Annotated in this window: 27 protein-coding genes; 16 read left to right on the top strand and 11 right to left on the bottom strand. The window is 63.2% G+C overall.

The window, feature by feature from the left end; all coding sequences use genetic code 11:
- Positions 1 to 51 precede the first annotated feature (51 nt).
- Entirely contained in the window at positions 52 to 465 is a 414-nt protein-coding gene (locus QZ964_RS01770; RefSeq protein WP_292528285.1) for a hypothetical protein, read from the top strand.
- A 21-nt stretch (positions 466 to 486) separates the two neighbouring features.
- Here QZ964_RS01770 and rsmD read toward each other — a convergent pair whose 3' ends face one another.
- Together rsmD and QZ964_RS01760 are read right to left on the bottom strand one after the other, a co-directional pair.
- Positions 487 to 1,044: a 16S rRNA (guanine(966)-N(2))-methyltransferase RsmD gene (gene rsmD, locus QZ964_RS01765; RefSeq protein WP_292528275.1), complete on the bottom strand. Its 558-nt coding sequence runs from the start codon at positions 1,042 to 1,044 to the stop codon at positions 487 to 489.
- Positions 1,045 to 1,047: 3 nt separating this feature from the next.
- Entirely contained in the window at positions 1,048 to 3,045 is a 1,998-nt protein-coding gene (locus QZ964_RS01760) for a pseudouridine synthase (protein ID WP_292528273.1), read from the bottom strand.
- A 57-nt stretch (positions 3,046 to 3,102) separates the two neighbouring features.
- Here QZ964_RS01760 and QZ964_RS01755 point away from each other — a divergent pair, with 57 nt between their 5' ends.
- The gene (locus tag QZ964_RS01755; RefSeq protein WP_292528271.1) at positions 3,103 to 3,549 is read left to right on the top strand and encodes a nucleoside deaminase; all 447 of its coding nucleotides are present in this window, start codon (positions 3,103 to 3,105) and stop codon (positions 3,547 to 3,549) included.
- A 106-nt stretch (positions 3,550 to 3,655) separates the two neighbouring features.
- On the opposite strand, the gene QZ964_RS01750 is transcribed toward QZ964_RS01755, so the two are convergent.
- Both QZ964_RS01750 and QZ964_RS01745 read right to left on the bottom strand, forming a co-directional pair.
- Complete coding sequence (locus tag QZ964_RS01750; protein ID WP_292528270.1) at positions 3,656 to 4,519, bottom strand: patatin-like phospholipase family protein; 864 nt, start codon at positions 4,517 to 4,519, stop codon at positions 3,656 to 3,658.
- On the bottom strand, positions 4,516 to 5,400 hold the full coding sequence (locus QZ964_RS01745; protein ID WP_292528269.1) for an alpha/beta hydrolase: 885 nt from the start codon (positions 5,398 to 5,400) through the stop codon (positions 4,516 to 4,518). Before QZ964_RS01745 ends, QZ964_RS01750 begins: the two co-directional genes overlap by 4 nt.
- Positions 5,401 to 5,611: 211 nt before the next feature.
- Between QZ964_RS01745 and QZ964_RS01740 the strand changes: the two genes are divergently transcribed.
- Positions 5,612 to 6,196, top strand: a complete 585-nt coding sequence (locus tag QZ964_RS01740) for a carbonic anhydrase (RefSeq protein ID WP_292528267.1) — start codon at positions 5,612 to 5,614, stop codon at positions 6,194 to 6,196.
- 107 nt (positions 6,197 to 6,303) lie between these two features.
- On the opposite strand, the gene QZ964_RS01735 is transcribed toward QZ964_RS01740, so the two are convergent.
- From QZ964_RS01735 to QZ964_RS01715, 5 genes are all read right to left on the bottom strand, one after another.
- Positions 6,304 to 6,645: a rhodanese-like domain-containing protein gene (locus tag QZ964_RS01735; protein ID WP_292528266.1), complete on the bottom strand. Its 342-nt coding sequence runs from the start codon at positions 6,643 to 6,645 to the stop codon at positions 6,304 to 6,306.
- A gap of 16 nt (positions 6,646 to 6,661) precedes the next feature.
- Positions 6,662 to 7,015 carry a carboxymuconolactone decarboxylase family protein gene (locus QZ964_RS01730; RefSeq protein WP_292528265.1) on the bottom strand — a complete coding sequence of 118 codons (354 nt, stop codon included), beginning with the start codon at positions 7,013 to 7,015 and terminating at the stop codon, positions 6,662 to 6,664.
- A complete protein-coding gene (locus QZ964_RS01725; protein ID WP_292528263.1) occupies positions 7,012 to 10,248 on the bottom strand; it encodes an efflux RND transporter permease subunit in 3,237 nt (1,078 codons plus the stop codon). The genes QZ964_RS01730 and QZ964_RS01725 overlap by 4 nt, the downstream gene beginning before the upstream one ends.
- Positions 10,245 to 11,231 carry an efflux RND transporter periplasmic adaptor subunit gene (locus QZ964_RS01720; RefSeq protein WP_292528262.1) on the bottom strand — a complete coding sequence of 329 codons (987 nt, stop codon included), beginning with the start codon at positions 11,229 to 11,231 and terminating at the stop codon, positions 10,245 to 10,247. The genes QZ964_RS01725 and QZ964_RS01720 overlap by 4 nt, the downstream gene beginning before the upstream one ends.
- A gap of 110 nt (positions 11,232 to 11,341) precedes the next feature.
- Entirely contained in the window at positions 11,342 to 11,590 is a 249-nt protein-coding gene (locus QZ964_RS01715) for a high-potential iron-sulfur protein (protein WP_292528260.1), read from the bottom strand.
- Between the two features lie 188 nt (positions 11,591 to 11,778).
- On the opposite strand from QZ964_RS01715, the gene QZ964_RS01710 reads away from it, so the two are divergent.
- The 12 genes from QZ964_RS01710 (at position 11,779) to xth (ending at position 21,088) form a co-directional block, all read left to right on the top strand.
- On the top strand, positions 11,779 to 12,138 hold the full coding sequence (locus QZ964_RS01710; RefSeq protein ID WP_292528259.1) for a helix-turn-helix transcriptional regulator: 360 nt from the start codon (positions 11,779 to 11,781) through the stop codon (positions 12,136 to 12,138).
- Between the two features lie 9 nt (positions 12,139 to 12,147).
- A complete protein-coding gene (locus QZ964_RS01705) occupies positions 12,148 to 12,348 on the top strand; it encodes a DUF2892 domain-containing protein (RefSeq protein ID WP_292528258.1) in 201 nt (66 codons plus the stop codon).
- An 83-nt stretch (positions 12,349 to 12,431) separates the two neighbouring features.
- Positions 12,432 to 13,103 (top strand): Crp/Fnr family transcriptional regulator, encoded by a 672-nt coding sequence (locus QZ964_RS01700; protein ID WP_292528257.1) that lies wholly within the window; start codon positions 12,432 to 12,434, stop codon positions 13,101 to 13,103.
- A 96-nt stretch (positions 13,104 to 13,199) separates the two neighbouring features.
- Positions 13,200 to 14,483: an FAD-dependent oxidoreductase gene (locus QZ964_RS01695; protein ID WP_292528256.1), complete on the top strand. Its 1,284-nt coding sequence runs from the start codon at positions 13,200 to 13,202 to the stop codon at positions 14,481 to 14,483.
- Positions 14,484 to 14,520: 37 nt separating this feature from the next.
- Positions 14,521 to 14,679, top strand: coding sequence for a cytochrome oxidase putative small subunit CydP (cydP, locus tag QZ964_RS01690; protein ID WP_292528254.1), 159 nt, complete (start codon positions 14,521 to 14,523; stop codon positions 14,677 to 14,679).
- Positions 14,680 to 14,699: 20 nt separating this feature from the next.
- Entirely contained in the window at positions 14,700 to 16,271 is a 1,572-nt protein-coding gene (locus QZ964_RS01685) for a cytochrome ubiquinol oxidase subunit I (protein WP_292528252.1), read from the top strand.
- A gap of 15 nt (positions 16,272 to 16,286) precedes the next feature.
- Positions 16,287 to 17,426, top strand: coding sequence for a cytochrome d ubiquinol oxidase subunit II (cydB, locus tag QZ964_RS01680; protein WP_292528250.1), 1,140 nt, complete (start codon positions 16,287 to 16,289; stop codon positions 17,424 to 17,426).
- A gap of 17 nt (positions 17,427 to 17,443) precedes the next feature.
- Entirely contained in the window at positions 17,444 to 17,548 is a 105-nt protein-coding gene (cydX, locus tag QZ964_RS01675) for a cytochrome bd-I oxidase subunit CydX (protein ID WP_292528249.1), read from the top strand.
- Between the two features lie 86 nt (positions 17,549 to 17,634).
- Positions 17,635 to 17,820, top strand: a complete 186-nt coding sequence (locus QZ964_RS01670) for a DUF2892 domain-containing protein (RefSeq protein WP_292528248.1) — start codon at positions 17,635 to 17,637, stop codon at positions 17,818 to 17,820.
- Between the two features lie 115 nt (positions 17,821 to 17,935).
- Positions 17,936 to 19,546 (top strand): sulfite exporter TauE/SafE family protein, encoded by a 1,611-nt coding sequence (locus QZ964_RS01665; protein ID WP_292528246.1) that lies wholly within the window; start codon positions 17,936 to 17,938, stop codon positions 19,544 to 19,546.
- A gap of 67 nt (positions 19,547 to 19,613) precedes the next feature.
- Positions 19,614 to 20,159 carry a hypothetical protein gene (locus QZ964_RS01660; RefSeq protein ID WP_292528244.1) on the top strand — a complete coding sequence of 182 codons (546 nt, stop codon included), beginning with the start codon at positions 19,614 to 19,616 and terminating at the stop codon, positions 20,157 to 20,159.
- Positions 20,160 to 20,302: 143 nt separating this feature from the next.
- Complete coding sequence (xth, locus tag QZ964_RS01655) at positions 20,303 to 21,088, top strand: exodeoxyribonuclease III (RefSeq protein ID WP_292528283.1); 786 nt, start codon at positions 20,303 to 20,305, stop codon at positions 21,086 to 21,088.
- Here xth and QZ964_RS01650 read toward each other — a convergent pair.
- Positions 21,067 to 21,882: a sulfite exporter TauE/SafE family protein gene (locus QZ964_RS01650; protein WP_292528243.1), complete on the bottom strand. Its 816-nt coding sequence runs from the start codon at positions 21,880 to 21,882 to the stop codon at positions 21,067 to 21,069. The genes xth and QZ964_RS01650 overlap by 22 nt on opposite strands.
- 118 nt (positions 21,883 to 22,000) lie before the next feature.
- On the opposite strand from QZ964_RS01650, the gene QZ964_RS01645 reads away from it, so the two are divergent.
- A complete protein-coding gene (locus tag QZ964_RS01645) occupies positions 22,001 to 22,888 on the top strand; it encodes an MBL fold metallo-hydrolase (RefSeq protein WP_292528241.1) in 888 nt (295 codons plus the stop codon).
- 5 nt (positions 22,889 to 22,893) lie between these two features.
- Here QZ964_RS01645 and QZ964_RS01640 read toward each other — a convergent pair whose 3' ends face one another.
- Positions 22,894 to 23,781 carry a tetratricopeptide repeat protein gene (locus QZ964_RS01640; protein ID WP_292528240.1) on the bottom strand — a complete coding sequence of 296 codons (888 nt, stop codon included), beginning with the start codon at positions 23,779 to 23,781 and terminating at the stop codon, positions 22,894 to 22,896.
- Between the last annotated feature and the right edge of the window lie 206 nt (positions 23,782 to 23,987).

Raw genomic sequence — 23,987 nt, 5'->3', positions numbered from 1 at the left:
TTAGATGGCGTCAACAAGTTACTCTGACATCGGAGAACGGTCATGATTCTCGTGTTGATCTTCGTCGGCGTCGCTTTGGCGACCGCCGGCCTGCTCTCGCTACTCGACGTTCAGTTCAAGGTAAGCAAGGTGACCGCGGTCATGGCTTTTGTCGGCGGAATGATAATGGTCGTCGGAGCTGAAGCCGGACTGATCGGCTCTAGTTCCTCTTTTTTCAAGGCGCAACAGATCCAGACGTCGGTTTGCGAATTGGACGGAGAGACGGCATATCCCGAAAACCGCCGCTTGGATCCGAATAACCTGATTCGCACATATATTTTGGGTTGCATGGCGCGGTCAGGCTATGACTGGACAAGCGATCACGACCACTGCAAGGAAGCGCCGCTCGCCACAAATCCGCTATGCTATCTGCCAACCGGCCTTTTTGACCGCGCGGTGACGAGAGTCCAAGTCGCGTTTGAATAGGGTTGCGATTGCCCGGCGACGCTAACAAGCATAGCGCGCGAAGATGAATTGCGTGTCGCCGTAGCGCCGTTCGTCTTCGCGCAGCAAATTCTGGGGCAGTTCAACTTGCGCCTTGGCGCTTTCTTCGACGACGACGACCGCGCCCGGCGCGAGCCAGCCGCCGTCGATGAGCGCCGCGAGCGCTAGCTTCGCGAGATCCTTGCCATAGGGCGGATCGAGGAAGGCCAGCGAAAATTGTTCGCCCGGCGGCGCGGCGCCGAGCTTCGTGGCGTCACGGCGAAAGATGCGCGTGACGCCGCCAAGCCCCAGCGCTTCGATATTGGCGCGCAACAAAGCGCGCGCCTCTGCGCCGTCGTCGATGAAAAGCGCGCGCGCTGCGCCGCGCGACAGGGCTTCAAGGCCCAGCGCCCCGGCGCCCGCGAACAGATCGACGACATTCGCGCCGGTAACCGGATCGCTGAATCGGTGCGCGAGAATGTCGAACACGGATTCGCGCAGCCGGTCCGACGTCGGTCGGATCGCCTGCGAACGCGGCCCGGAAAGCGCCCGACCGCGCAGGGCGCCGCCGACGATCCGCATAGCCTATGCGCCACGCGGCTTGCGCGGTCCCTTTGAGGGTCCTTTGGGCGAGCCCTTGAACGCACCTTTGGGCGGCCCCTTGCGCGGCGCGCCTCGGCCGCCAGCGGGACCTTTGCCTGATCCACTGCGTGGACCTTTGTAGGGGCCCTTGGACGGTCCGCCGCTTCGCGAGGACCGCGCGTCTCCGCTGGCGCGAGGCTGGTCATATTTACGCGCCCGGGCCGCGCGGTCGCCTGCCGAAAATTCGCGCTCGCCCGTGCGGGCCGGGCGCTTGTCGAATGTCCGCGGCCGCTCCTGGCGTGGCGCGCTGGCTCCGCGCGTATCTCGTCGCGCCTCATCGCCGTCGCGACGCGGCGGGCGCTTTTCGAAACGCGCGTCATCGCGATTGGACTCGCGATGATATCCGCGAACGCTCGCGCGATCGTCCGGCCGTTTCTCGAATCTCTGGGTCTCGCTGCGTGGACCGTCGTCGCGTCTCTCCGACCCGCGCTCGCGCGGCGCTCGCGCCGGCCGCGCGCTGCGCGGTTGGTCGAAGCGGGGCGGACGGCGTTGTTCGGACCCGGACCGCTCGTCGCGTCGCCGCCCCTCTTCACGCTCGAAACGCTCCGCGCGCGGCTTGCTTTCGCGCGCTGGACGGCCGGATTGCGGCTCTTGCCGTTGGCGCGCGCCCTCGTCGCGCATCGATTCGAAACGTCGTGCATTGCGCGACGGAGCGGCCTCTAGCGCTTTGCGCGCAACCGGAGTGACCCGCTCGACGGCGACAGCGCGTCCCTTGCGGTCGGCGACGGCGCCGCGCGTCACGCGCGCGCGGGGACCGGCGTCGCGTCGCTCATCCTGTTCTTTACGCAGCGTGGAGACATGTTTGCGCGGACGATTTTCGGCGCGCTCGCGAATCTCCTGCTGCTCCGCCGGCGCCTTCTCGCGCAGCGGCGCGGCGAAATCAACGCCAGCGAGTTCGGCGAGCGATTTGCCCAATTGCTCGCGCAGCGTTTTCAATCGCACTTCTTCGACAGCGCCTTCCGCGAGATCGCCGAGCTGGAAGGGCCCGTACGACACGCGAATGAGTCGCGTCACGTCGAGCCCAAGATGCGCCATGACCCGCTTGATTTCCCGGTTCTTGCCTTCGGTGAGACTCATCGCGATCCATGCGTTGGCGCCCTGCTCGCGTTCGAGCCGCGCCTCTATCGGCGCATAGTTGACGCCGTCGATCGTCACGCCCTTGCTCAGCGAATCGAGCCGCGTCTGATCAATCACGCCATGCGCCCGCACCCGGTAGCGCCGCGTCCAGCCGGTCGCCGGCAATTCGAGGGTGCGCGCCAGGCCGCCGTCATTGGTGAGCAGCAGCAGCCCTTCCGTGTTGATGTCGAGTCGTCCGACGCTGACCAGCCTCGGCAAGTCGGGATAGCGCTCCTCAAGATAAGAGAACGCCGTGGCTCGGCCTTCTTCGTCGCGCGCGGTGGTGACATAGCCGGCGGGCTTGTGGAAGAGAAACAGCCGCGTGCGCTCGCGCGCCTGCATCGGCGCGCCATCGATCGTGATTTTGTCGCTGTCGCTCACATTGAAGGCCGGACTGGTCAGCGCCCGCCCATTGACGGCGACGCGTCCTTCCGCGATCCAATGCTCAGCGTCGCGGCGCGAACAAACGCCAGCGCGCGCCATGACTTTCGCGATCCGCTCGCCTTCGAAGGCCTTTTCCCGGGGCTCGGGCGCAGGCGCGGCGACGCGCTTCTTGACGGGAAATTTGCCGCGTGCGCTTTCGGCGTCGCGGGAGGCGGGCTTGTCAAAGCGCGGCTTGTCAAAGCGCGGCTTGTCAAAGCGAGGTTTGTCAAGGCGAGGTTTGTCAAGGCGAGGTTTGTCAAGGCGAGGTTTGTCGAAACGTGGCTTTGCTGGCCTCGTGTCTTCGCGCGCAGCATGTGCGGCCGGCGCCTTCTTGGCGGGCCGGCGCAAGGGCCGATCGCCGCCGGCGGAGCCGGCGCGGGTATTTCGGTTCTTTTCGGTCATGGGTTCTGATAGCAGGCGGCAAGCGCGCTTTGAAGCGCGATTGCAGAGAAGGCCAAGATGAGCGTCAATGATCTTTTCGGCGCCGCTTTCGAGGAAGCGCGCGCCGCGGCGGCGGCGGGTGAAGTCCCAGTCGGCGCCGCGCTTGTGCGCAAGGGCTCCGTCATCGCGGCCGCAGGCAACCGCACGCTGCGCGATCGCGATCCGACCGCCCACGCCGAGATGCTTGTCATTCGCGAAGCCTGCGCCACGCTCGGCTCGGAGCGTCTCGTCGATTGCGATCTCTATGTGACGCTCGAGCCCTGCGCGATGTGCGCGGCGGCGATTTCCTTCGCCCGCATCGGGCGGCTCTATTATGCGGCGAGCGATCCGAAGGGTGGCGCCGTGGAGCACGGGCCGCGCTTCTTCTCGCAGCCGACCTGCCATCATAAGCCAGAAGTCTATGGCGGCATTCGGGAAAGCGAGGCGGCGCAGCTCCTGCGCGAATTTTTTCAGGCGCGGCGCTAGAGCGCGCTGCGAGAAAGTGGAATCCGGGTTTTTCGCTTAAAGCGCGCTATGATTTAAGGGATGGAGCAGGATTCACGTTTGAGGCGGATCGCATCTGCGATCCGCCTCAAACGATCCTGCTCCGAGCTTCAAGTCGCAGCGCCGCCTGCGCCAGTCCCTGGCGCAACGTGTCGCGGCAGGCGTCGCCGGCGGCGAAAATGCGCGACGCCTTGAAGAGGTCGAGCGCGAGATATTGATGCACTTCAGGCCGGATCAGCACGTCGGGGGGCCGCTCCGCGATCATGCGCGAGCTGATCGCGTTCATCATGATCTGGCTCGCGACAATCATCGTCTCGAAGGCGGAGGGCGGACCCTTACCGGTTTCGACGCCGAAATTGCCTGAGACGTCGACGGCGATGATGATGTCGGCAAGGCCCCAGAGATGATCGTAGGGCAGCGGATTGACCAATCCGCCATCGACGAAATAGCCGTGATCGCTCGCAGCGGCGCGCACGACGCCTGGTATCGCCATCGACCCTGCAATGGCGGGACGCAGCGGACCCGTGGCGAAAACTGCTTCGATGCGGCGGCGAAAATCAGTGGCGACGACCTGCAACGGAATGTGCAGGTCCTCGAAGCGCTCAGGCATGCCTGCGGGCCAAAAGGCGTGCAGAAAGCGCTCACCGTCGAACAGCAGCGGATGGGCGACGCGGGAAAGCAGCCGCTTTCGTCCGCGCGCCCGCGCATGGAGCAGGCGACGCGCGAGTCCGATGCGGTTCTTGAGAATGGCCTGGGTGTGCGTGCGCAGTTCCAAGCCGGAAAACCCTGCCGCATAGGCCGCGCCGATGATGGCGCCGATCGAAGCGCCGGCGATGGCGACCGGCCGCACGCCCATCTCATCCAGGGCTTCGAGCACGCAAATATGCGCAAGTCCGCGGGCGCCGCCGCCGCCAAGGGCGAGCGCGACGGTCTTGCCGCGATAAAGGCTCACAGGAAACTCTCCAGCGCGGCGAGCGTCGCCGCTGGCGCCTCCTCCATCGGATAGAGGCCAGAATCGATGCGCGCTTCGGCGATGTCGTCGCCCCACTCGCACCACGCGTCGAATACCGAAGGGCCGCTCGCGGGAAAGGTCGTCTCGCCTGCGATGATGAGCGTCGGCATCGCAAGTTTCTTCCCGTCTGCTTTGTCCTCTGCAAGGTGCTCGCGATCAATCGTGGCGCCGGCGCGAAAATCCTCGCAGAAGGCGTGAATGCGCGCCGGGTCGTTGAAGGCCTGACGATAGGCGGCGAGCGCGTCCGCACCGAACGGCTCCAGCGACTTCGCCTTCGTTCCATTCATCAGCGCATCGTCGAGGAAGCCGATGGGATCTAGGCCGATAAGCTCTTCGGGTCTCGGCGCCTCGGCCGCGAGGAAGCGCGCGCGTCCGACGCGCTGCAAATCTCCGTCTCCGAAATCATCGTCGACCGGCGCGATATTGACGAGCGCGATCCTGTCCAATCGGCCGGGCTGATCGAGCGCAAGCCGCTGGCCGACGCGCGCGCCCCTGTCGTGACCGACGAGTGCGAAGCGCACATGGCCGAGCGACTCCATGACGGCGACGACGTCGGCGGCCATTTCCTGCTTCGAGTAACTCTCGCCCTTCTCGCTGGCGGGGACCGCCGACCAGCCGTAGCCGCGCAAATCCATCGCAACGACTCTGAAACGCTTCGCGAGCGCCGGCGCAATCTTACGCCAGGCGACATGCGTCTCGCCGAACCCGTGCAGGAGAATCACGGGCTGCCCCTCGCCGTGGACGCGGGCGAATACCTTTCCAGCCGGCGCATCGATCCAGTGCGAAGCGAATCCGGGAAAAAAATCTACGGAATCGGACATTCCTTACAACCATCTCCTCTGGAGTGAGCGCGTTTGCGCGAACGTTATACAGTATCAGCGCCAGCGTCCTCGAAATATATATCGCTGATCGTCAAGCGACTATGTCACGAAGATCGCGCGCCTTCTCAGCTTGAAAAGCATGCTGAAGCGCTCCAATGTTGAGCAAGGTCAAAGAAGCCTCGACGCAACGTGCGCAACAAGGGAGAAAGACATGGCAAGCCAGATCGTCAACGAAGTTGTCGCCGCGAACAATGCTTATGCCGCCAATTTCGGAAAGAAGAGCGAACTTGCGCTGCCGCCGGCGCGCGGTTTCGCGATCCTGACCTGCATGGACGCGCGTCTCGATCCGGCGAAATATGCCGGCCTTTCGGAGGGCGACGCGCATGTGATCCGCAACGCCGGCGGCCGCGCTTCAGACGACGCAATTCGCTCGCTCGTCATTTCACACAAGCTGCTCGGCACCAAGGAGTGGTTTGTCATTCACCACACCAATTGCGGCATGGAGCTCTTCTGCGACGAGATCATGAGCGACTTGCTGGACGACAGTCTGGCGACGGCGAGTTTCGACGGCAAGAATTGGTCGAACCCGCAACATGGCGGCGGATGCGCAGCCGGCCATTTCATCAAGTGGCATACGATCAAGAATCAGGAGGAAAGCGTCGCGCAAGACGTCGCGCGCATCCGTTCGCATCCGCTAACGCCCAAGAACGTGCCCATTTACGGCTACATCTATGATGTGAAGACTGGAAAGATCAACGAAGTCGCCGAAGCGACCAAGGTCGGCAAGGCGGCGTAGCGCGCCGTCAACGCCAAACTCTGGATCAGTTCGCTCTGGCTCCCCGATCGCGCTTTGCGCGTCGGGGATGACAGAACGCGTATCGCAACGCCTTCTTGGCGCGACGTCTATTCGACCGCGCCGCCGCGGGCGCGCCAGCCGCCGGTGCCCGGCGCATAGTGGCGAAGATCCTTTCGTCCGGCGCTTTGCGCCTGCGCCAGCGCCTTGGCCGAACGCCCGCCCGCCTGACAGATAAGGACAACGTCGCCCTTCGGAAGCTTTGTCGGATCGAAGCTCGAGAGCGGCATGTTCTTGGCCCCCGGCACATGGCCGGCGCCATATTCATGCGGCTCGCGCACGTCGACGACGGCGCAAGATTTGTCGGCGACCACGCGACAGAAATCATCGTGCTCAATGGTCGGCGCCGCGCCGCCGCCCGCGAGTTTCGACAGGAGAGAGCCCAGAGTCATTTTCATTCCTTTCTTCTCAGGCTTGCTTTTCGGCGTCGAACTGGGAGAAGGCGGCGAGCGCGTGGCTCGCATACATCACCGACGGTCCGGCACCCATGTAGATGCTCATGGCGAGCGTCTCCATCACCTCCTCGCGCGTCGCGCCGCGCTGTGACGCGGCTTTGGCGTGAAAAGCGATGCAATCGTCGCAGCGCACTGCGACGCTGACCGCAAGCGCGATCAGTTCCTTTGTCTTCGGGTCGAGCGCGCCTTGCGCGCCCGCTGCGATCGCCATCGTCGAGAAGGCCTTCAGCACCTCGGGCGAGCCGACGCGCAATTCTCTTATGTCGGCGGAGAGCTTTTTGGCGAGCGCCGCCCAGTCTTCGATCATGAGACGCTCCTTACGACTTCGTCGTCGCGCAAGACGACGTAAATTGCGGGGATGACAAGCAGGGTCAGCGCCGTCGACGAGGCGAGGCCAAAGACGAGCGAAATGGCGAGGCCCTGGAAGATCGGATCGGTCAGGATAAAGGCTGCGCCAATGATCGCTGCGGCGGCCGTGAGAAAGATCGGCTTGAAGCGGACGGCGCCCGCCTCGATCAGCGCCGCGCGCAAGCTCATGCCGCCCGCGCGCAAATGCCGGATGAAATCGACGAGCAGGATCGAATTGCGGACGACGATTCCAGCGAGCGCGATGAAGCCGATCATCGACGTGGCGGTGAAGGCGGCGTTGAACAAGAGATGGCCGATCACAATGCCGACCAGCGTCAGCGGCACCGGCGCCAGGATGACGAGCGGCAGTTTGAACGAGCCGAACTGCGCCACGACGAGAAGATAGATGCCGAGCAGCGCCACCATGAAGGCTGCGCCCATGTCGCGGAAGGTGACATAGGTCACCTCCCACTCGCCGTCCCAGAGCAGAGTGGGTTTGGAATCATCGACCGGCTGGCCGTGATATTTGATCGTCGGCGGGCCTGAGGCGCCCCAATCGATCTTATCGATCTCGTTTTCGACCGCGAGCATTCCATAGATCGGCGCCTCAAAACGTCCGGCGACCTCGGCGCTGACCATTTCGGCGAAGCGGCCGTTATGCCGGAAAATCGGGTAAGAGCCGAGTTCGCGCGTCGCCTTGACGACATCGCCGAGCTCGACATTGGCTCCCTGACGCGCCGTGCCGCCGGCAGGCAGCGGCGTCGAGAGGATTCTTTCGCTCGGCGTCATGGCCCCGCGCGGCAACGCGACGGAAATATCGATCGGCTTGGCGCCGCCACCTTTTTGCGAGAAGCCGATCTTCACGCCGCCGACCAGCGCGGCGATCGTGTCATAAACGGCGCGCTCCTCGACGCCGTGATATTCGAGCGCTTCCTGATCGATCTCGAAGCGCAGTCGTTCGGCGCACTGGCCGAAGCTGTCGTCCGTATCGACGACGAAATCGACCGCGTCAAAAGCCTTGCGCACTTTCGCGGCAAGATCGCGCCGCGATTGCGCGTCGGGACCATAGACTTCGGCGAGTAGCGTCGACAGCACGGGCGGGCCCGGCGGCACTTCGACAACCTTGATCGCGGTATGCTCCGGCGCGGGCAGGCCTTCGAGCCTCTTGCGAATATCGAGCGCGATCGCATGGCTCGCGCGGCTGCGCTCGCTCTTCGGCTTCAGATTGATCGCGAGATCGCCCATCTCGGGCGCCCTGCGCATATAGTAATGCCGCACCAGACCGTTAAAGTTGAACGGCGCGGCCGTCCCCGCATAGGACTGAACCGAGGTCAGCTCGGGAATGTCCTTCAGGCGCTCGGCCGCCGCCGTCAGCACCCGATCCGTTTCTTCAAGCGAAGCGCCGCGCGGCAAATCGACGACCACCGCGATCTCAGACTTGTTGTCGAACGGCAGGAGCTTCACGCGCACCGTCTTCGTCACGAAAAGCCCCATGGAGAGAAGCGTCGCGAGACCGACGCCGATCAGAAACCGTTGTGACCGCTTTCGACCTTTCAGCAAGGGCGTCGCGACGCGGACGTAGAAATTGCCCATGGCGCCGCGTTCATGCGCATGGTCGTCGCCGTCGCCGCGCTCCTGCTCGAAACGCTTACCGGCGATCTTGAGCAAGAGCCATGGCGTAATCGTCATGGCGACGAAAAAGGAAAACACCATGGCGAGCGAAGCGTTCGCGGGAATGGGGCTCATATAGGGCCCCATCAGACCCGAGACGAACATCATCGGTAGTAGCGCCGCGACGATGGTGAGCGTCGCGACGATGGTCGGATTGCCGACTTCAGCGACTGCTTCGACGGCCGTGTCGATCAGGCTGCGCGAGCCGCGCATATGCCAGTGGCGCACGATGTTTTCGACGACGACGATCGCGTCGTCGACCAGAATGCCGATGGAGAAGATCAGCGCAAATAGGCTGACGCGATTGATGGTATAGCCCATCAGCCATGAGGCGAAGAGCGTGAGCAGGATGGTCGTCGGGATGATGACGAAGACGACGACGCCCTCGCGCCATCCCACCATCACCACGATGAGCGCGACGATCGAGACGGTCGCCAGCGCCAGATGGAAGAGCAGTTCATTGGCTTTTTCGGTGGCGGTCTCGCCATAGTCGCGCGTGACCGCGATTTCGATGTCGTCGGGGACGATGCGGCCTTTGACCGCCTCGAGACGATGCATGATCTCATCGGCGACGATGACGGCGTTGGCGCCCTTGCGCTTAGCGATGGCGATACTGACGGCGGGATGCTTATCGAGACCGCCCGCTGCGTTACGGGTCATCGTCCAACTGCGCCGGTCGGGTTCGGCGGCGCCGACCCGCACGTCGGCGACGTCCTTCACATAGACCGGCCGTCCATCCCTAGTGGTGAGCAGCAGCAGCCCGACGTCGGGCACGCCTTGAAGGGTCTGGCCAGCGACGACAGGCACAGCGTGATTATCTTCGCGAAACGCGCCGACCAGGAAAGAACGGTTGGCGTTGGTCAGCTTGTCGATGAGCTGGTTGAGCGTCACGCCATATTGCGACAGGCGCTCAGGATCGGGCTCGACGCGGATCTGGTTGGGACTGCCGCCGACGATATAACTCAGGCCGACGTCGTTGACCTTGGTGAGGTCGTGCTGCAATTCCTCTGCGACCTGATACAGACCATTGTCAGTCCATCGATCGGCGCGCTCGGGCTTAGCGGATAGCGTCAGCACGACGATCGCGACGTCGTCGATGCCGCGGCCGACGATCAGCGGCTCGGGAATGCCCTTCGGCAATTCGCCGATATTGGCGCGTATCTTGTCGTGGATGCGCAGCACCGCGTTGTCTTGCGGCGTGCCGACGAAGAAGCGCGCCGTGACCACCACATTGTCGTCGCGCGTCTGCGAATAGACGTGTTCGACGCCGTTGACCCCCTTGATGATGTCTTCAAGCGGGCGGGTGATGAGTTCAATTGCGTCTTCCGCCTTATAGCCGTTCGCCGACACCATGATGTCGACCATCGGCACGGAGATCTGTGGCTCCTCTTCGCGCGGGAGCGAGCGCAAAGCGATCAGCCCGACGAGAATCGAGGCGATCAGCAGCAGCGGCGTCAGCGGCGAATTGATGAAGGCGCGCGTCAGCGTTCCCGAAATGCCCGGGCGAAACTCTTCGCTCATGGCGTCGAAACCACGTCGCCGTCGTGAAGACCGGAAAGTATCTCGACGCCGTCGCCGCGCGGCTCGCCCAGCTGCACGACGATCTCCTCGCCGGAGGCGAGGCGGACAAAATCCACGCCGGCGCGACGATAGACCGCGGCGCGCGGAATGATGATCGTGTCGCGCTTGCCGGTCGTGACGTAAACGCGCGCCCGTTCGCCGACGAAATAATCGCCAAGGCCCTCGACGTCGACGTCGGCGATGACGCGGCCGCCCTGAATTTCGGGATAGACGATGCGCACGCGCCCTTGCTTGCGTTCGCCGCCCGCTTCTTCATGCAGGCCGCGCGCCCCGATCTCGACCTTGTCGCCGGCGCGCATGAAGCGCGCGTGGCGCTCGGGCAATTGCAGACGCAAAATATATTTGTCTTCGGCGATCGTCGCGATGGTTTCGCCAGGCATCACCACGCGGCCGATGGAAGCCGGAATGGTGAGAACGCGTCCCGGTCCCGGCGCGCGCACCGAGCCCTCAGCCGCCTGTTGTTCGATCACGCTGCGATCGGAGCGCAGCGCCGCAAGATTTCGTTCGCCGACATCGAGTGCGGTTTTCGCCTGGTCGAAGAGCGCCTTGGTATAGACTCCGCGCCGAAACAGCTCCTGCGCACGGCCGAAATCGGCCTGCGCCTTGTCGCGCTGCGCCTGCTGCGATTGAATGCGCTGATCGAGGGCCTGCATTTGCAGGAAGAGTTTCTGATCGACGACCGAGGCGATTTCGGCGCCGCCGGCGACGTCATCCCCCTCTTTAATCTTGAGCGCGCTCACCGTGCCGCCGATGCGCGCCCGCGCGGTCAATTGATGCGCAGGCTCGACCGAAGCGACGACGGCCTTGACGTCGTCCACCGGCGCGACGCGGACCGTGACCTCTCCGGCATTCGCGCCCAAGGCATATGCCAGCGCTGCGAGGAGCGCCGTCGGCGCGAGATATGAGCGGCCCATCTGTCTCATGGGCTCAGTTATATGCGCAAAACATAAATTAGCAATAGCGAATTTAATGTCTGACGTCGGTATGCAAAGAGGGGCGCACCGCCCCTCCTGGTTCGCAACCTGACTGACAGTCAGCCCCAAAGATTGCACCAGCCGCGCGCGCTGACGGGACCGCTCACTACGCTGCAACCCGAGGGCGGGTTGAACCAGGAGCAGTTGGCGCAGCTTTGCCGGCCGTTCGGCGCCCCGCGATAGGCGGCGGCGGCTTTGCTCGATTTCGCATGCGCTGAGGAAGGAGCGCCAAGACAGGCGCCAGCCCCCGCCGCCGCGCCCAATATCAAAAGCAATGAGCGACGCGTCGGCGCGCAAAATTCAACCATCTTCGCCTCCCTGGCCAATTCGCCCGATCCTGGACGATTCGTTTAAATTAGTTTTCCTTAATATACCGAGCGCCGCCTTCGGAATGAATGCGACATATCGCTCTTGGCGACTTTGCTGTTGGCGGCTTGCTGTTACGCCCGCGCGGGCTTGCTTGACATTTATATTCAATAATCGTAATTTAGATATCATGAATGTAAAACTGCTAGAGCTCGCGCCGAAAGCTGCGGAAGCCGAAAGCTTTCTCAAGGCCCTGGCCAACCGCCATCGGCTGATGGTGCTATGCCAGCTGCACGGCGGCGAGCTGTCGGTGACGAAGCTGCAGGAGGCGATCGGTCTCAGCCAGTCGTCGCTCTCGCAGCATCTTGCGCGGTTGCGCGAGGACAAGCTTGTCAAGACCCGCCGCGAGTCGCAAACGATCTACTATTCCCTGGCCGACGGCAACGTCTCGCGGATCATTGGGCTGCTCTATGAAATGTTTTGCGCCGAGCAGTGCGGCAAGCCGGCTAAACCGCGCGCACGGGCCAAATTGAAGGAACTCACGCCATGAGCATTCGTCATGAGCATTGATCGCATTGTTATGGCCTTCGCCGGGACCATGGTCCTCCTCAGTCTGCTCTTGGCCCAGTTGTTTAGTCCGTGGTGGCTCTTGCTCACCGCTTTCGTCGGCGTCAATCTGCTGCAGGCGGCCTTCACCGGCCTCTGCCCATTGGCGATTGCGCTGAAGCGCTACGGCGCCAAATCAGGCGCGGCCTTCTAGACGTCATCGACATACAGCTGCGTGCGTTAGCCATGCGCGGCGCGCTCAAGTGAAGACTTTGGATCGTTAGCGACGAAGGGCAGATGATGCCGTCCGATTGGGTCGACGAAACGCCCTCCTTGCGCAGCCTCGACGCCGCGACGAAGGCGCTCCTGCGCGACGCGGCCGTGCGCAAGCACATACCGCGCGGCGCCGTGCTGTTTCGGCCCGGCGATCAATGCGCGCAATTTCCGCTGATCGTTTCAGGCTCGGTGCGCGTGCAGCGGGTGACCGAATCGGGGCGCGAGATCGTGCTCTACCGCGTTGGCGCGAATGAAACCTGCATCCTGACCACGGCCTCGCTGATTTCGGACGACGCCTATGCCGCCGAAGGCGTCGCCGAGACCGACGTTGTCGCCTATGTCGTGCCGGCCGATCGCTTCAGCGCGCTGATGAATGTGTCCCAAGATTTTCGCGCGCTGGTGTTCGATGGTTACGGCAAGCGGCTCGCCGAGCTGATGTCGCGCATCGAGGAGATCGTCTGCACGCGCATCAACGTCCGGTTAGCTGAACGTCTGCTCGCGCTGCGCGACGCGCGCGACAAGATCGCCGCCACACAGCAGGCGCTCGCCGCCGATCTTGGCACGGCGCGCGAGGTAATCGGCCGCACGCTGAAGACCTTTGAGCGCTCAGGCTGGGTGAAATTGTCGCGCGGCGGCGCTGAAATCGTCAATCTCGCGGCATTGCGCTCGCTCTGCGACGCACAGCGTGACTAAGTCGCGGACACGCGCGCTACGATCACGCATCTCAGTGTTAGCAGCGCACCGTCAGCGCAAAAAAACTGTACGCGCAACGCGCGGGGAGGAACGTAAATGGCTCATATCGTCATCATGGGCGCGGGGATCGGCGGCGTCGCCGCAGCGATCGAAGTTCGTGAGGGACTTGCAAAGCAGCATCAGGTAACGGTCGTCTCCGAACTTGAGAACTTTCAGTTCACGCCGTCCAATCCCTGGCTCGCCGTGCAGTGGCGCAAACCCGAGGAGCTCAAGGTTCCACTCGCGCCGGTGTTCAAGCGAAAGAACATCGCGTTCATCCCCGTTGGCGCGAAGCGCGTTCTGCCTGACGAAAATCGGCTTGAGCTGACGAATGGCGAGAGCGTCACCTATGATTATCTCGTCATTGCGACTGGTCCGAAGCTCGCCTTCGAAGAAGTGCCAGGGCTCGGGCCTCACGGCGGCCATACGCATTCGATCTGCACGCTGCAGCATGCCGAGACCGCATCGAAAGCCTATGAAGAATTCTGCAAGGATCCCGGCCCGATCATCATCGGCGCGGCGCCCGGCGTCTCCTGCTTCGGTCCGGCCTATGAATACGCCATGATCCTTTCGACCGATCTGCGCCGGCGTGGCATACGCCACAAGGTGCCGATGACCTATATCACCTCGGAGCCTTATATCGGCCATCTGGGGCTAGGCGGCGTCGGCGATACGAAGGGGATGCTTGAATCGGCGTTCCGAGATCGCGACATCAAGTGGATCGTCAACGCCAAGACGACCGCGATCGAACCTGGGCTTCTCAAATGCGCCGAGCTTGACGACCTGGGGCAGGTCAAGAAAGAGCACGAAGTGGCCTTCAAATTCGCGATGATGATGCCGGCGTTCAAAGGCGTTGACGCGCTTACGGGCGTCGAGGGGCTTGTCAATCCGCGCGGTTTCGTCATCATCGACAAAAATCAGCGCAATCCCAAATACCCGAATGTCTTTGGCGTCGGCGTGTGCGTCGCGATCCCGCCTGTCGAGGCGACGCCGGTGCCGACCGGCACGCCGAAGACCGGCTATATGATCGAGTCGATGGTGACGGCGACGGCGCATAACATCGCCGCGCTGATCGCGGGGCGCGACGCGAAAGAAGAAGGCACGTGGAACGCGGTTTGCTTGGCGGATTTCGGCGACAGGGGAGTCGCCTTCGTCGCGAAGCCGCAAATTCCGCCGCGTAACGTCAACTGGTCGAGCGAGGGACGGTGGGTGCATCTCGCCAAGGTCGCTTATGAAAAATACTTCCTTCGCAAGGTCCGCAAGGGACAGAGCGAGCCCGTGTACGAGCGTTACATCATGAAGCTGCTCGGCATCGAACGGTTGCGACGAGCCTTGTCATAAAGGGCGCGGGCGGCCATGCAATGCTGGGGGAGAGTCCATGCGGATACGACCCTTGGGGCGCGAGATCGTCGTTGCGCTTGCTTTCAAGCTTGTGGCGCTCATCGCGCTCTATGTCCTGTTCTTCGGTCCTGCCCATCGCATCAAGGTGACGCCGGCTGAGATGGCGGAAGCGCTTTCCGTCGCGGCGCCGCGCTGACATCCGTCAGGAGTTTCCAAATGTTCGAACTCGACGTCGTCACGCTCTCGCGCCTGCAATTTGCGCTGACGGCGATGTATCACTTCCTGTTCGTGCCGCTGACGCTCGGCCTCGCGTTGCTGCTCGCCATCATGGAAAGCGTCTATGTGATGACAGGGCGCGTCGTCTGGCGCGAGGCGACGCAATTCTGGGGCACGCTGTTTGGCATCAACTTCGCCATGGGCGTCGCCACCGGCGTCACCATGGAGTTCCAGTTCGGCACCAATTGGGCCTATTACTCGCATTATGTCGGCGACATTTTCGGCGCGCCGCTGGCCATCGAAGGTCTGATGGCGTTCTTTCTAGAGGCGACCTTCGTCGGGCTGTTCTTCTTCGGCTGGAAGCGCTTAAGCAAGGTGCAGCATCTCGTCGTCACCTGGCTCGTGGCGCTCGGCGCCAATTTTTCGGCGCTGTGGATTCTCGTCGCCAACGCCTGGATGCAGAACCCGGTCGGCGCCGCGTTCAATCCACAAACGATGCGCATGGAACTCACCTCTTTCGCCGAGGTATTGTTCAATCCGGTTGCCCAGTCGAAATTCGTTCACACGGTCAGCGCCGGCTATGTCACCGGCGCGATGTTCGTCATGTCGATCGGCGCCTATTACATATTGAACCGTCGTCACCTTGCTATCGCCCGGCGCTCGCTAACCGTCGCCGCAAGTTTCGGGCTGGCTTCCGCGCTCTCGGTTGTCGTGCTCGGCGATGAGAGCGGCTACACGGCGGGCGAGAACCAGAAGATGAAGATCGCCGCGATCGAGGCGATGTGGGAGACGGAGCCCCCGCCGGCGTCCTTTACGGTCTTCGGCTTTCCCGATCTCAAGAGCGAGACGACGAAAGACGAGATCCGAATCCCCTGGGTTCTGGGGCTGATCGCAACGCGTTCGCTCGACAAGCCTGTAGAAGGCGTGAAGGCTCTTGTCGAACGGGCCGAGACTCGCATCCGCAACGGCATGGCCGGCTATCAGTGGCTTGCGAAAGAAGGCGGCCGTCCCAACGCCGCGGTTCCGCCGGAACTCGAAGCCTCTATGCGCGACGTCGGCCATTCGCTGCTCGTCAAGCGCATCAGGCCCGATATCGAGAATGCGACCAACGCGCAGATTCATGAAGCTGCGCTTACGACGATTCCCGACGTGCCGGTGCTTTTCTGGTCGTTCCGCATCATGGTGGCGCTGGGGTTCTATTTCATCGCGCTGTTCGCCGTCGCGTTCTATCTGTCGAGCAAGCGCCGCTGCGGGAAGCCATGGTTCCTGCGCCTGACGATGTATAGCCTGCCGCTGCCCTGGGTCGCCGCCGAACTCGGCTGGATCGTCGCCGAATATGGACGGCAGCCGTGGATCATCGACGCGACGATGCCGACCTTCCTCGGCGTCTCGAATGTCCCTGCGTCGAATGTCGCGGCGAGCCTAGCTGCCTTCGTCCTGTTCTACAGCGCGCTCGCTATCATCGATGTCGCGCTGATCGTCAAATATGTCCGCATCGGCCCGCAGTCGGAAGAGCCTCACTCCTCGGGCGCGCCGGCGCTTCCGGCGCCGGCGTCGGCCAAAAACCTCTAAAGAAAGGCCGATGCAATGCTCGACTATATGACGCTTCGTCTCATCTGGTGGGCGCTGCTTGGCGTACTGCTCGCGGGCTTCGCCGTCCTCGACGGTTTCGACATTGGCGTCGCCATGCTGCATCCCTTCATCGCCCGCAGCGACGCGCAGCGGCGTGTGACGCTGAACACGATCGGTCCCGTCTGGGAGGGCAATCAAGTCTGGTTCATTCTCGGAGGCGGCGCCGTCTTCGCCGCTTGGCCGCCGCTCTATGCGGTGTCCTTCTCCGGATTTTATCTCGCGATGCTGCTTGTCCTCATCGGCTTCATCCTGCGGCCCGTCGCCATCGTATTTCGCGGCAAGAGGGAAGAACGCGGCTGGCGCGAGACCTGGGACTGGCTGTTCTTCGTTTCGGGCGTTGTCCCCGCGCTGATCTTCGGCGTCGCCTTTGGCAACCTTCTGCAGGGCGTTCCCTTTCATTTCGATCAGACGCTGCGCGCGACCTATGAGGGCGGCCTTCTCGGCCTCCTCAATCCCTTCGCTTTGCTCTGCGGCATCGTCAGTGTGACGATGCTCGCAATGCAGGGCGCCGCTTGGCTCAGCGTGAAGAGCGAGGGCGATGTCGCCGTCCGCGCCCGCCGATATGGCGCAATCGCCGCGATCCTGCTTGTTCTGCTGATCTCGGTGGCGGGACTATGGACGTTGTTCGGCGTCGAAGGCTATCGGATCGCCGGCGCGATCGACTACGCGGGTCCCTCCAATCCGCTGGCGAAGACAGTGACGCGGGAAGCCGGCGCCTGGCTCGACAACTACCGCGCATATCGCTGGATGATCGCCGCGCCCGCCGCCGCTTATGCGGGCGCGCTTGTTGCGGCGCTGGCTTTCGCCTTCGCGGCAAGAAGGATCGCGCTTCTCGCCAGCAGCCTGTCGGTCGCCGGGGTTGCGGCGATGGCGGGCTTCAGCATGTTCCCCTTCCTGCTGCCGTCGTCCACTCAGCCGAGCCAAAGCCTGACGGTTTGGGACGCCTCGTCCAGCAAAGCGACTCTTTCGCTCATGCTTGTGGCGGTGATCGTTTTTCTGCCGATCGTTCTCGCCTACACGAGTTGGGTCTACTACGTGCTGCGCGGCGCAGTGAGCGAGGCGGCGATCCGTCGCGGCGACGACTATTATTATTAAGCGGGAGGAAGCGCGGCATGTGGTATTTTTCCTGGATATTGGGGCTGGGGCTCGCCTGCGCCTTCGCCATCCTCAACGCCATGTGGCTCGAACTCGACGACGACGACGACAGGCAAAAATAGACGGCCGCGCGTTAAGCGACATAGTCGCTGAGAGCGTTCACGCAAAGCGATAGGCTCGCATGGCCGCATCAGGAAGGGAGACAGTCATGGAAGCCAATATCGGAAAGACCGATCGGATCATCCGCATCGTCGCCGGCCTCTTGTTGCTCAGTCTCGTCTTTGTCGGTCCGCAAACGCTGTGGGGTCTCGTCGGGCTGATCCCGCTGGCGACGGCCTTCATCAACTTCTGCCCTGCCTACAAGCTTCTAGGCATGGATACGCTCGGCAAATAGTTCGGGGAAAGAGCTTGCAAAATTCGCGCGCCGGCCACGGCGCGGGTAAGATCGCAAATGCGGCCGGCGCTGTGCTGGGCGCGATTCGACGCCGGCGGCGAGCGTTAAATCATAGATGAACCAAACGGCGATCACCTTTCACGCGCGCGGCATGCATTGCCACGGCTGCGAACATGTCATCGAAGCGGCGATCAGAAAGCTCGCCGGGGTGCGTAGCGTCTCGGCGAGCTATCCGACGGAAACGATCGTCGTTGACTATGACGCCGATGCGACGAATTTCAGCGCAATCCGCGAGAGTGTCGAGCAGAACGGCTATCGCGTCGTTCTGACCGAAGACGCGCAGCGCCGGCGTTCGCCTTTCATCAGATTGGCGATCATCGTCGCGGCGCTCGCCGGACTCGCCGCGCTTATCCTCTTCGACACGCGTTGGATCAGCGCTGACGGCGAACCCGACATCGCCCAGCATATGAGTCTTGGTCTGCTCTTCCTTTTGGGGCTGCTGACCGGGTTCCACTGTGTGGGAATGTGTGGCGGCTTTGTCGTCAGCTACGTAACTGCCGATGCGCGCGCCGGGCGCTCGTCTTTCGTCTCGCACCTCGCCTATGGCGCGGGAAAAACTTTGTCTTACGCGACGATCGGCGCCGCCTTCGGCTGGCTCGGCGCCTTCATCGCGTTCACGCCGATGTTGCGCGGCCTTGCGGGAGCTGCGGCAGGCGCGTTCCTCATCGTTTTTGGGCTCAATATGCTCGGCCTGTTCGCGCCGCTGCGCCGCTTTCGGTTCGGCCTGCCGCGACCGCTCCAGAACTGGGTGAACCGAGAGGCGAGCGGACGTCACCGGCCTTTCGTGATCGGCCTGCTCAACGGGCTGATGATCGCCTGCGGTCCGTTGCAGGCGATGTATGTGATGGCGGCGGGAACGGGCAGCCCGGTCGAAGGCGCGAAGACGTTGTTCGTCTTTGGTCTGGGGACCTTGCCGGTGATGCTCGCCTTCGGCGCCTTGACGACGGTGCTTTCAAGCGCCGTGACCCACCGCCTGCTGACGGCCTCGGGCGTGATTGTCGTCGCGCTCGGCGCGGTGATGATCAATCGCGGACTGATCCTCACCGGCTCGGGCGCCGATCTCGCGTCGCTGATGACGAGCTGGCGGCGCCCCGCCCCCGTTGAACTTCCGCAGTCGCAAGAGGCCCCCACCGCACCGAAGACGCAAACGATCGAGATGGAGGCCAATGGCCTTGGCTTTACGCCCAACCGCTTCACGCTGCTGCGCGGCGTGCCGGTGAAATGGGTGATCAACGCGACGGAAGTGACAAATTGCAACCATCGGATTGTCGTTCCATCCTTGAAACTCGAATTTGACATCAAGCCAGGACGGCAGACCATCGAATTCACGCCGGAAAAGGCAGGCGTCATTCCGTGGAGCTGCTGGATGGGCATGTTGCGCGGCGAGTTCGTCGTCGCCGACACGCCGCTGGCGACCGCCTCTCAGCAAACCGAACCTGTCGCCGCGGGCGTTCCGTGCGCGCCCCATTCCACGCAGAGCGCGCCGGCATCCGCCGCAGCACCAACCTATGCCGTGCGACGCGGCGATACGCTGCGCGCCATCGCAAAGCGGCTCTATGGCGACAAAAAGCGCTGGCGCGACATCGCCGCCGCCAATCCGTCGCTCAATCATAAGAAGTTGCGCCAAGGGCAAATCATCAATCTGCCCGCCGGCGCGCAGCCGTGACGATTCGTCTCGCGCGCGGCGCCGCGTCGCGCGCTACGCTTGCCGCGGTCAAAAGGAGGGGGAGGCCATGAGCAGAAGATTGCTTTTCGCCGCGGCTTGCGGGCTGACATTCTTCGCCGCCGCCGCAATCGCCGGCGACGACGACCATCGCGAGCATATGAAGCATATGGACATGGACCATATGAAAATGTCGCCGAAAATGAGCGACACGCGCCAGGAGGTCGATCTTCCGTCGCCGATGCGCGCGCACATGCTCTCCCATATGCGCGGCCACGCCGAGGCCGTCGCCGAAATTCTTGCGGCGCTCGCCAAAGGCGACGGCGCGGCGGCCGCAAAGATCGCCGATGCGCGTCTCAGCCTGGCGTCTCCTGGCGCGGCCGCGTGCAAGCCGAACGCCAAGAGCGGCGAACTAGGCGAAATGCCGGCGATGATGGCTTCGCACATGCCCGACGAGATGCGCGGGCTTGGCCTGACGATGCATGAGCAGGCGAGCAAATTCGCGCAGGAGGCGGCGAAGATCGGGCCCGGCGGCGACATGCGGCCGGCGCTTGCCGAATTGTCGCAAGTCATGCAAGCCTGCAACGCCTGTCACGCCGCCTATCGCCTCGACTAGCGCGGGCGTGCGGCGCTAGAGCGCGCTCGCGAAAAAGTGGACGCCGGTTTTTCGCGCAAAGCGCGCTCTAAATTTATGTGAACGATCACGTCATCTGGATTTGGGCGAATTCGCCCAAATCCAGCGTGATCTGGGAGCCGGCCGTGCGCATCGTGACTTGGAACGTCAATTCCGTCAGGCAGCGACTCGCGCCGCTTCTCGCTTTCCTGCGCGACGCGGCGCCAGACGTCGTTTGTCTGCAGGAAACGAAGTGCGAGGATCACGCTTTTCCTCGGCTCGAAATCGAAGACGCCGGATATAATGTCGCCGTCCACGGGCAGAAGGGCTTCAACGGCGTCGCGCTGCTTTCGAAATCGCCGCTTCAGGACCTGACCCTCGGCCTGCCCGGTTTCGACGGCGAGGCGCAATCGCGCTACATCGAGGCGATCATCGAAGACGGCGCCGGCGGCGTCATGCGCGTCGCCTCCATCTACGCGCCGAACGGAAATCCGCCGCATACGCAGAAGTATTCTTATAAGCTTGCCTTCATGGAGAGCCTGACGCGCCATGCGGAGGCGCTGCTGCGGCTTGAAGAGCCGACGGTTCTCGCCGGCGACTACAATGTCATTCCGGAAGCGCGCGACGTCTATGAAGCGTCGGCATGGATTGGCGACGCATTATTTCTTCCGCAGACGCGGGCCGCCTATCAGCGCCTGATCAATCTCGGCTACGCCGATGCGCTGCGCGCCACGTCGGACGAAGGCGGGCTCTATACATTTTGGGATTATCAGGCCGGCGCCTGGCAGAAGAACAAGGGTCTGCGCATCGATCACCTGCTGCTCTCGCCGCGCGCCGCCGACCGGCTGGCGGACGTGGAAATCGTCAAATCGATGCGCGCCGGCGACAAGCCCTCCGATCACGTCGCGATCTACGCCGATTTCGCCGCATAGTCGAGAATGCCGAGGTCGGCGCCGCTGCGCCAGAGCACGTATAGCGCGACCGCCAATATGACCGTCGCGAAGACCGCGTTCAACGCGCCGCGCATTTTTGACAGGCGTCGCGCAACCGCGGCGCCGACAAGACCGCCGAATGCGCCGCCGATCACCAGCGTTCCGGCGAGCTCCCAATCCACCAGGCCTGAATAGGCGTAGTTCGCCGCCGTCGTCACCGCGAAGGCGGCGACCGCGACAAGCGACGAGCCGATGGCGTTGAGGATCGGCATGTCGGACGCGAACATCAGCCCCGGCACGATCAGGAAGCCGCCGCCGATGCCGAAGAAGCCGGAAAGCGCGCCGGCGGTCAGGCCGGCGCCGACGAGCCGGGGGAAATTCTCGCGATTGAGCCTGACGCCCGGATAGCCCGGCGCGCCCCGGCGGCGAAGCATCAGATAGGATACGACGATCATCAACAATGCGAAGAGCGCGAGCAGCTTCTCGCCATTCATGATCTTGCCGAGAGTCGATCCGGCGAATGCGCCGGCGATCCCGAAAAGCGCAAAGATCGACGCGCAGCGCCATTTGATCGTGCGCGCCCGCGTATGGTTGGCGAGGCTCATCAGCGCGTTGACCGCGACCGCCGCCGCGCTTGAGCCGATCGCGACATGCGGATTTGGAACGCCGACGAAATAGACGAGAAGCGGCACGGCCAGAACGGAGCCGCCGCCGCCGACAAGACCAAGCGTAAGGCCGACGAGGCCCCCGGAAATCAAACCGAGCACGGCCTCGAGGGGCAGAGCCGTCAGCATGTCGCGCGTTCCTCATACAATATTAGATATTGCTTATTTAGGTATATCGCATATATACGATGCGGCGCAAGCCCGAAGAACCGGGAAGCGCTTGAGCGCAGCAATGAAGGAGAGAGCGATGCCGCAAGCGCCGTCGGTGAAGGGCTTTTTCGACGAGGCAACCAGCACGATCACTTATCTTGTCAGCGACCCCGCCACGAAGCGGGCGGCGATCGTCGATCCCGTGCTCGACTACGACCCAGCGAGCGGCGTCGCCGATTCGCATTCGATCGACGCAATCCTCGCCGAGGCGGCGCGCGAAGGCTTATCAATCGACTGGGCGCTCGAAACTCACGCGCACGCCGACCATATTTCCGCCGCCCAGATCGTCAAGGCGGCGACGGGCGCCAAGATCGGCATCGGCGAACACATCGACAAAGTCCAGAAGCTGTTCAAGCCGGTTTTCGACGCGCAGGATGTAGAGGCTGACGGCGGCGGCTTCGATCGCCTCTTCAAAGACGGCGAGCGGTTCAAGATCGGCGAGATCGAATGCGAAGCGATCTATACGCCCGGCCACACGCCGGCCGACGTGTCATATAAGATCGGCGACGCCGTCTTCGTCGGAGACACGCTGTTCATGCCCGACTATGGGACGGCCCGAGCGGATTTCCCGGGCGGCGACGCACATGCGCTTTACCGGTCGATCCGCCGCATTCTTTCGCTCCCCCCGCAGACGCGGCTCTTCATGTGTCACGATTACAAAGCGCCTGGACGGGATGTCTACGCCTGGGAGACGACGGTCGGCGAAGAGCGCGCCGAAAATGTGCAGATCAAGGACGGCGTCAGCGAAGAAGAATTCGTCGGTGGTCGACAGAAGCGGGACAAGGCGCTTGACGCGCCGCAGCTGCTGCTGCCCTCGATTCAGGTCAACATTCGCGCCGGCAAGTTTCCGCCGCCGCACGCGAACGGCGGACGTTTCTTGACGATTCCGGTAAAGCTCAAAGGCGCAGCGGCGCGCGCCGGCTGACGAATTCAGTTGCGTTCGCGAAGATAGCCCTCGAGCATGGCACCCGCCGTCCTGCGGTCGGCTTCGCTCGCGGAATTCAGCGCTTCGGCGTGCAAATCGACGATCCATCGATCGCCGGCCGCGCCGCCTGCCGCGTCTCGCGCCAGCGTCAGATACATCAGCCCGCGCGCGCGCTCCGGCTCGCCATTCGCCTCGCCGGTGAACATCATCCGGCCGAGCAGCGCCTGCGCCTGCGGGTGCCCCTTGCGCGCCGCCAGCTCCAGCCAGTTCACGCCCTGCCGGAGGTTCTTCTTCACCCCGGCGCCTTCGAGATACATGCGCGCCAGATCGTACTGCGCGTCAGCGTTGCCGAAATAGGTCGCAGCATAGCGGAACAGATCGAAGGCGCGGTCGAGATCGGGCTTGATCTTTGCGCCTGGCACGCCGTCGCGCAGATAAACGCCGACGGCGACAAAGGCGCTTGCCGCCATCGACCGTTCGCGCGGATCAGGTTCGTCGTCGGCGTAATGATCGACAATTTGCGAGAAATATTCATAGGCCTTGGCGTCGTCGCGAACGACTCCGTCGCCCTCGGCGTACATCCGGCCCAGCTTCCATTGCGCCAGCGGCTCGCCGCCCTCGGCGGCGTAGCGCAGCGCGGCGACGGAGGTCGCCGGGTCGCCGGCATGGTAGCTTTCCAGACCCGCGCGCAACGCCGCGCGGGGATCCTTGAACATCGGGAGAGGCTGTGAGCCGGCCTTCGCGGTCGCGCGCGGCGAATCCAGCGCGGGCGCAGGCGCCGCAAAGGCCGTCAGGAGCAAGCCCAGGCTCGTCGCCAAAAGGCATATCGGCAACGTCACCCGCCCGCTGCGCCGAGAGGTTGACATCAGCCCCTTATGAATAGCAGCGACCATAATGCTCCGACTTTCCTCAACCTGAAGGACGCCCGACGTCTCAAGGCCGTACGCCAGCCGCCACCGCTGATCAGCGAGAGGGAAAGAAGGAACCTGCGGCCGAAAGCGAAATCTTTCGGCGCTTGTCTCCGCATCTCGAATGAGCTTGTGACACAAGCACCTTAGCTCAGCTTTTGTGTCTGAAAAGGGGCTAGCGTAATGTCAGC

Origin of the sequence: Methylocystis sp. (assembly GCF_021731785.1) — a bacterium.
Classification (GTDB): Bacteria; Pseudomonadota; Alphaproteobacteria; order Rhizobiales; family Beijerinckiaceae; genus Methylocystis.
This window is presented reverse-complemented; position numbering and strand designations above follow the sequence as displayed.

What these genes read in the sequence shown, in the direction of transcription:
- rsmD (WP_292528275.1), bottom strand. Translation starts at nt 1,044, where the DNA reads ATGCGGATCGTCGGCGGCGCCCTGCGCGGTCGGGCGCTTTCCGGGCCG.
- QZ964_RS01760 (WP_292528273.1), bottom strand. Translation starts at nt 3,045, where the DNA reads ATGACCGAAAAGAACCGAAATACCCGCGCCGGCTCCGCCGGCGGCGAT.
- QZ964_RS01755 (WP_292528271.1), top strand. Translation starts at nt 3,103, where the DNA reads ATGAGCGTCAATGATCTTTTCGGCGCCGCTTTCGAGGAAGCGCGCGCC.
- QZ964_RS01745 (WP_292528269.1), bottom strand. Translation starts at nt 5,400, where the DNA reads ATGTCCGATTCCGTAGATTTTTTTCCCGGATTCGCTTCGCACTGGATC.
- QZ964_RS01740 (WP_292528267.1), top strand. Translation starts at nt 5,612, where the DNA reads ATGGCAAGCCAGATCGTCAACGAAGTTGTCGCCGCGAACAATGCTTAT.
- QZ964_RS01735 (WP_292528266.1), bottom strand. Translation starts at nt 6,645, where the DNA reads ATGACTCTGGGCTCTCTCCTGTCGAAACTCGCGGGCGGCGGCGCGGCG.
- QZ964_RS01730 (WP_292528265.1), bottom strand. Translation starts at nt 7,015, where the DNA reads ATGATCGAAGACTGGGCGGCGCTCGCCAAAAAGCTCTCCGCCGACATA.
- QZ964_RS01725 (WP_292528263.1), bottom strand. Translation starts at nt 10,248, where the DNA reads ATGAGCGAAGAGTTTCGCCCGGGCATTTCGGGAACGCTGACGCGCGCC.
- QZ964_RS01720 (WP_292528262.1), bottom strand. Translation starts at nt 11,231, where the DNA reads ATGAGACAGATGGGCCGCTCATATCTCGCGCCGACGGCGCTCCTCGCA.
- QZ964_RS01715 (WP_292528260.1), bottom strand. Translation starts at nt 11,590, where the DNA reads ATGGTTGAATTTTGCGCGCCGACGCGTCGCTCATTGCTTTTGATATTG.
- QZ964_RS01710 (WP_292528259.1), top strand. Translation starts at nt 11,779, where the DNA reads ATGAATGTAAAACTGCTAGAGCTCGCGCCGAAAGCTGCGGAAGCCGAA.
- QZ964_RS01705 (WP_292528258.1), top strand. Translation starts at nt 12,148, where the DNA reads ATGAGCATTGATCGCATTGTTATGGCCTTCGCCGGGACCATGGTCCTC.
- QZ964_RS01700 (WP_292528257.1), top strand. Translation starts at nt 12,432, where the DNA reads ATGATGCCGTCCGATTGGGTCGACGAAACGCCCTCCTTGCGCAGCCTC.
- QZ964_RS01695 (WP_292528256.1), top strand. Translation starts at nt 13,200, where the DNA reads ATGGCTCATATCGTCATCATGGGCGCGGGGATCGGCGGCGTCGCCGCA.
- cydP (WP_292528254.1), top strand. Translation starts at nt 14,521, where the DNA reads ATGCGGATACGACCCTTGGGGCGCGAGATCGTCGTTGCGCTTGCTTTC.
- QZ964_RS01685 (WP_292528252.1), top strand. Translation starts at nt 14,700, where the DNA reads ATGTTCGAACTCGACGTCGTCACGCTCTCGCGCCTGCAATTTGCGCTG.
- cydB (WP_292528250.1), top strand. Translation starts at nt 16,287, where the DNA reads ATGCTCGACTATATGACGCTTCGTCTCATCTGGTGGGCGCTGCTTGGC.
- cydX (WP_292528249.1), top strand. Translation starts at nt 17,444, where the DNA reads ATGTGGTATTTTTCCTGGATATTGGGGCTGGGGCTCGCCTGCGCCTTC.
- QZ964_RS01670 (WP_292528248.1), top strand. Translation starts at nt 17,635, where the DNA reads ATGGAAGCCAATATCGGAAAGACCGATCGGATCATCCGCATCGTCGCC.
- QZ964_RS01665 (WP_292528246.1), top strand. Translation starts at nt 17,936, where the DNA reads ATGAACCAAACGGCGATCACCTTTCACGCGCGCGGCATGCATTGCCAC.
- QZ964_RS01660 (WP_292528244.1), top strand. Translation starts at nt 19,614, where the DNA reads ATGAGCAGAAGATTGCTTTTCGCCGCGGCTTGCGGGCTGACATTCTTC.
- QZ964_RS01650 (WP_292528243.1), bottom strand. Translation starts at nt 21,882, where the DNA reads ATGCTGACGGCTCTGCCCCTCGAGGCCGTGCTCGGTTTGATTTCCGGG.
- QZ964_RS01645 (WP_292528241.1), top strand. Translation starts at nt 22,001, where the DNA reads ATGCCGCAAGCGCCGTCGGTGAAGGGCTTTTTCGACGAGGCAACCAGC.
- QZ964_RS01640 (WP_292528240.1), bottom strand. Translation starts at nt 23,781, where the DNA reads ATGGTCGCTGCTATTCATAAGGGGCTGATGTCAACCTCTCGGCGCAGC.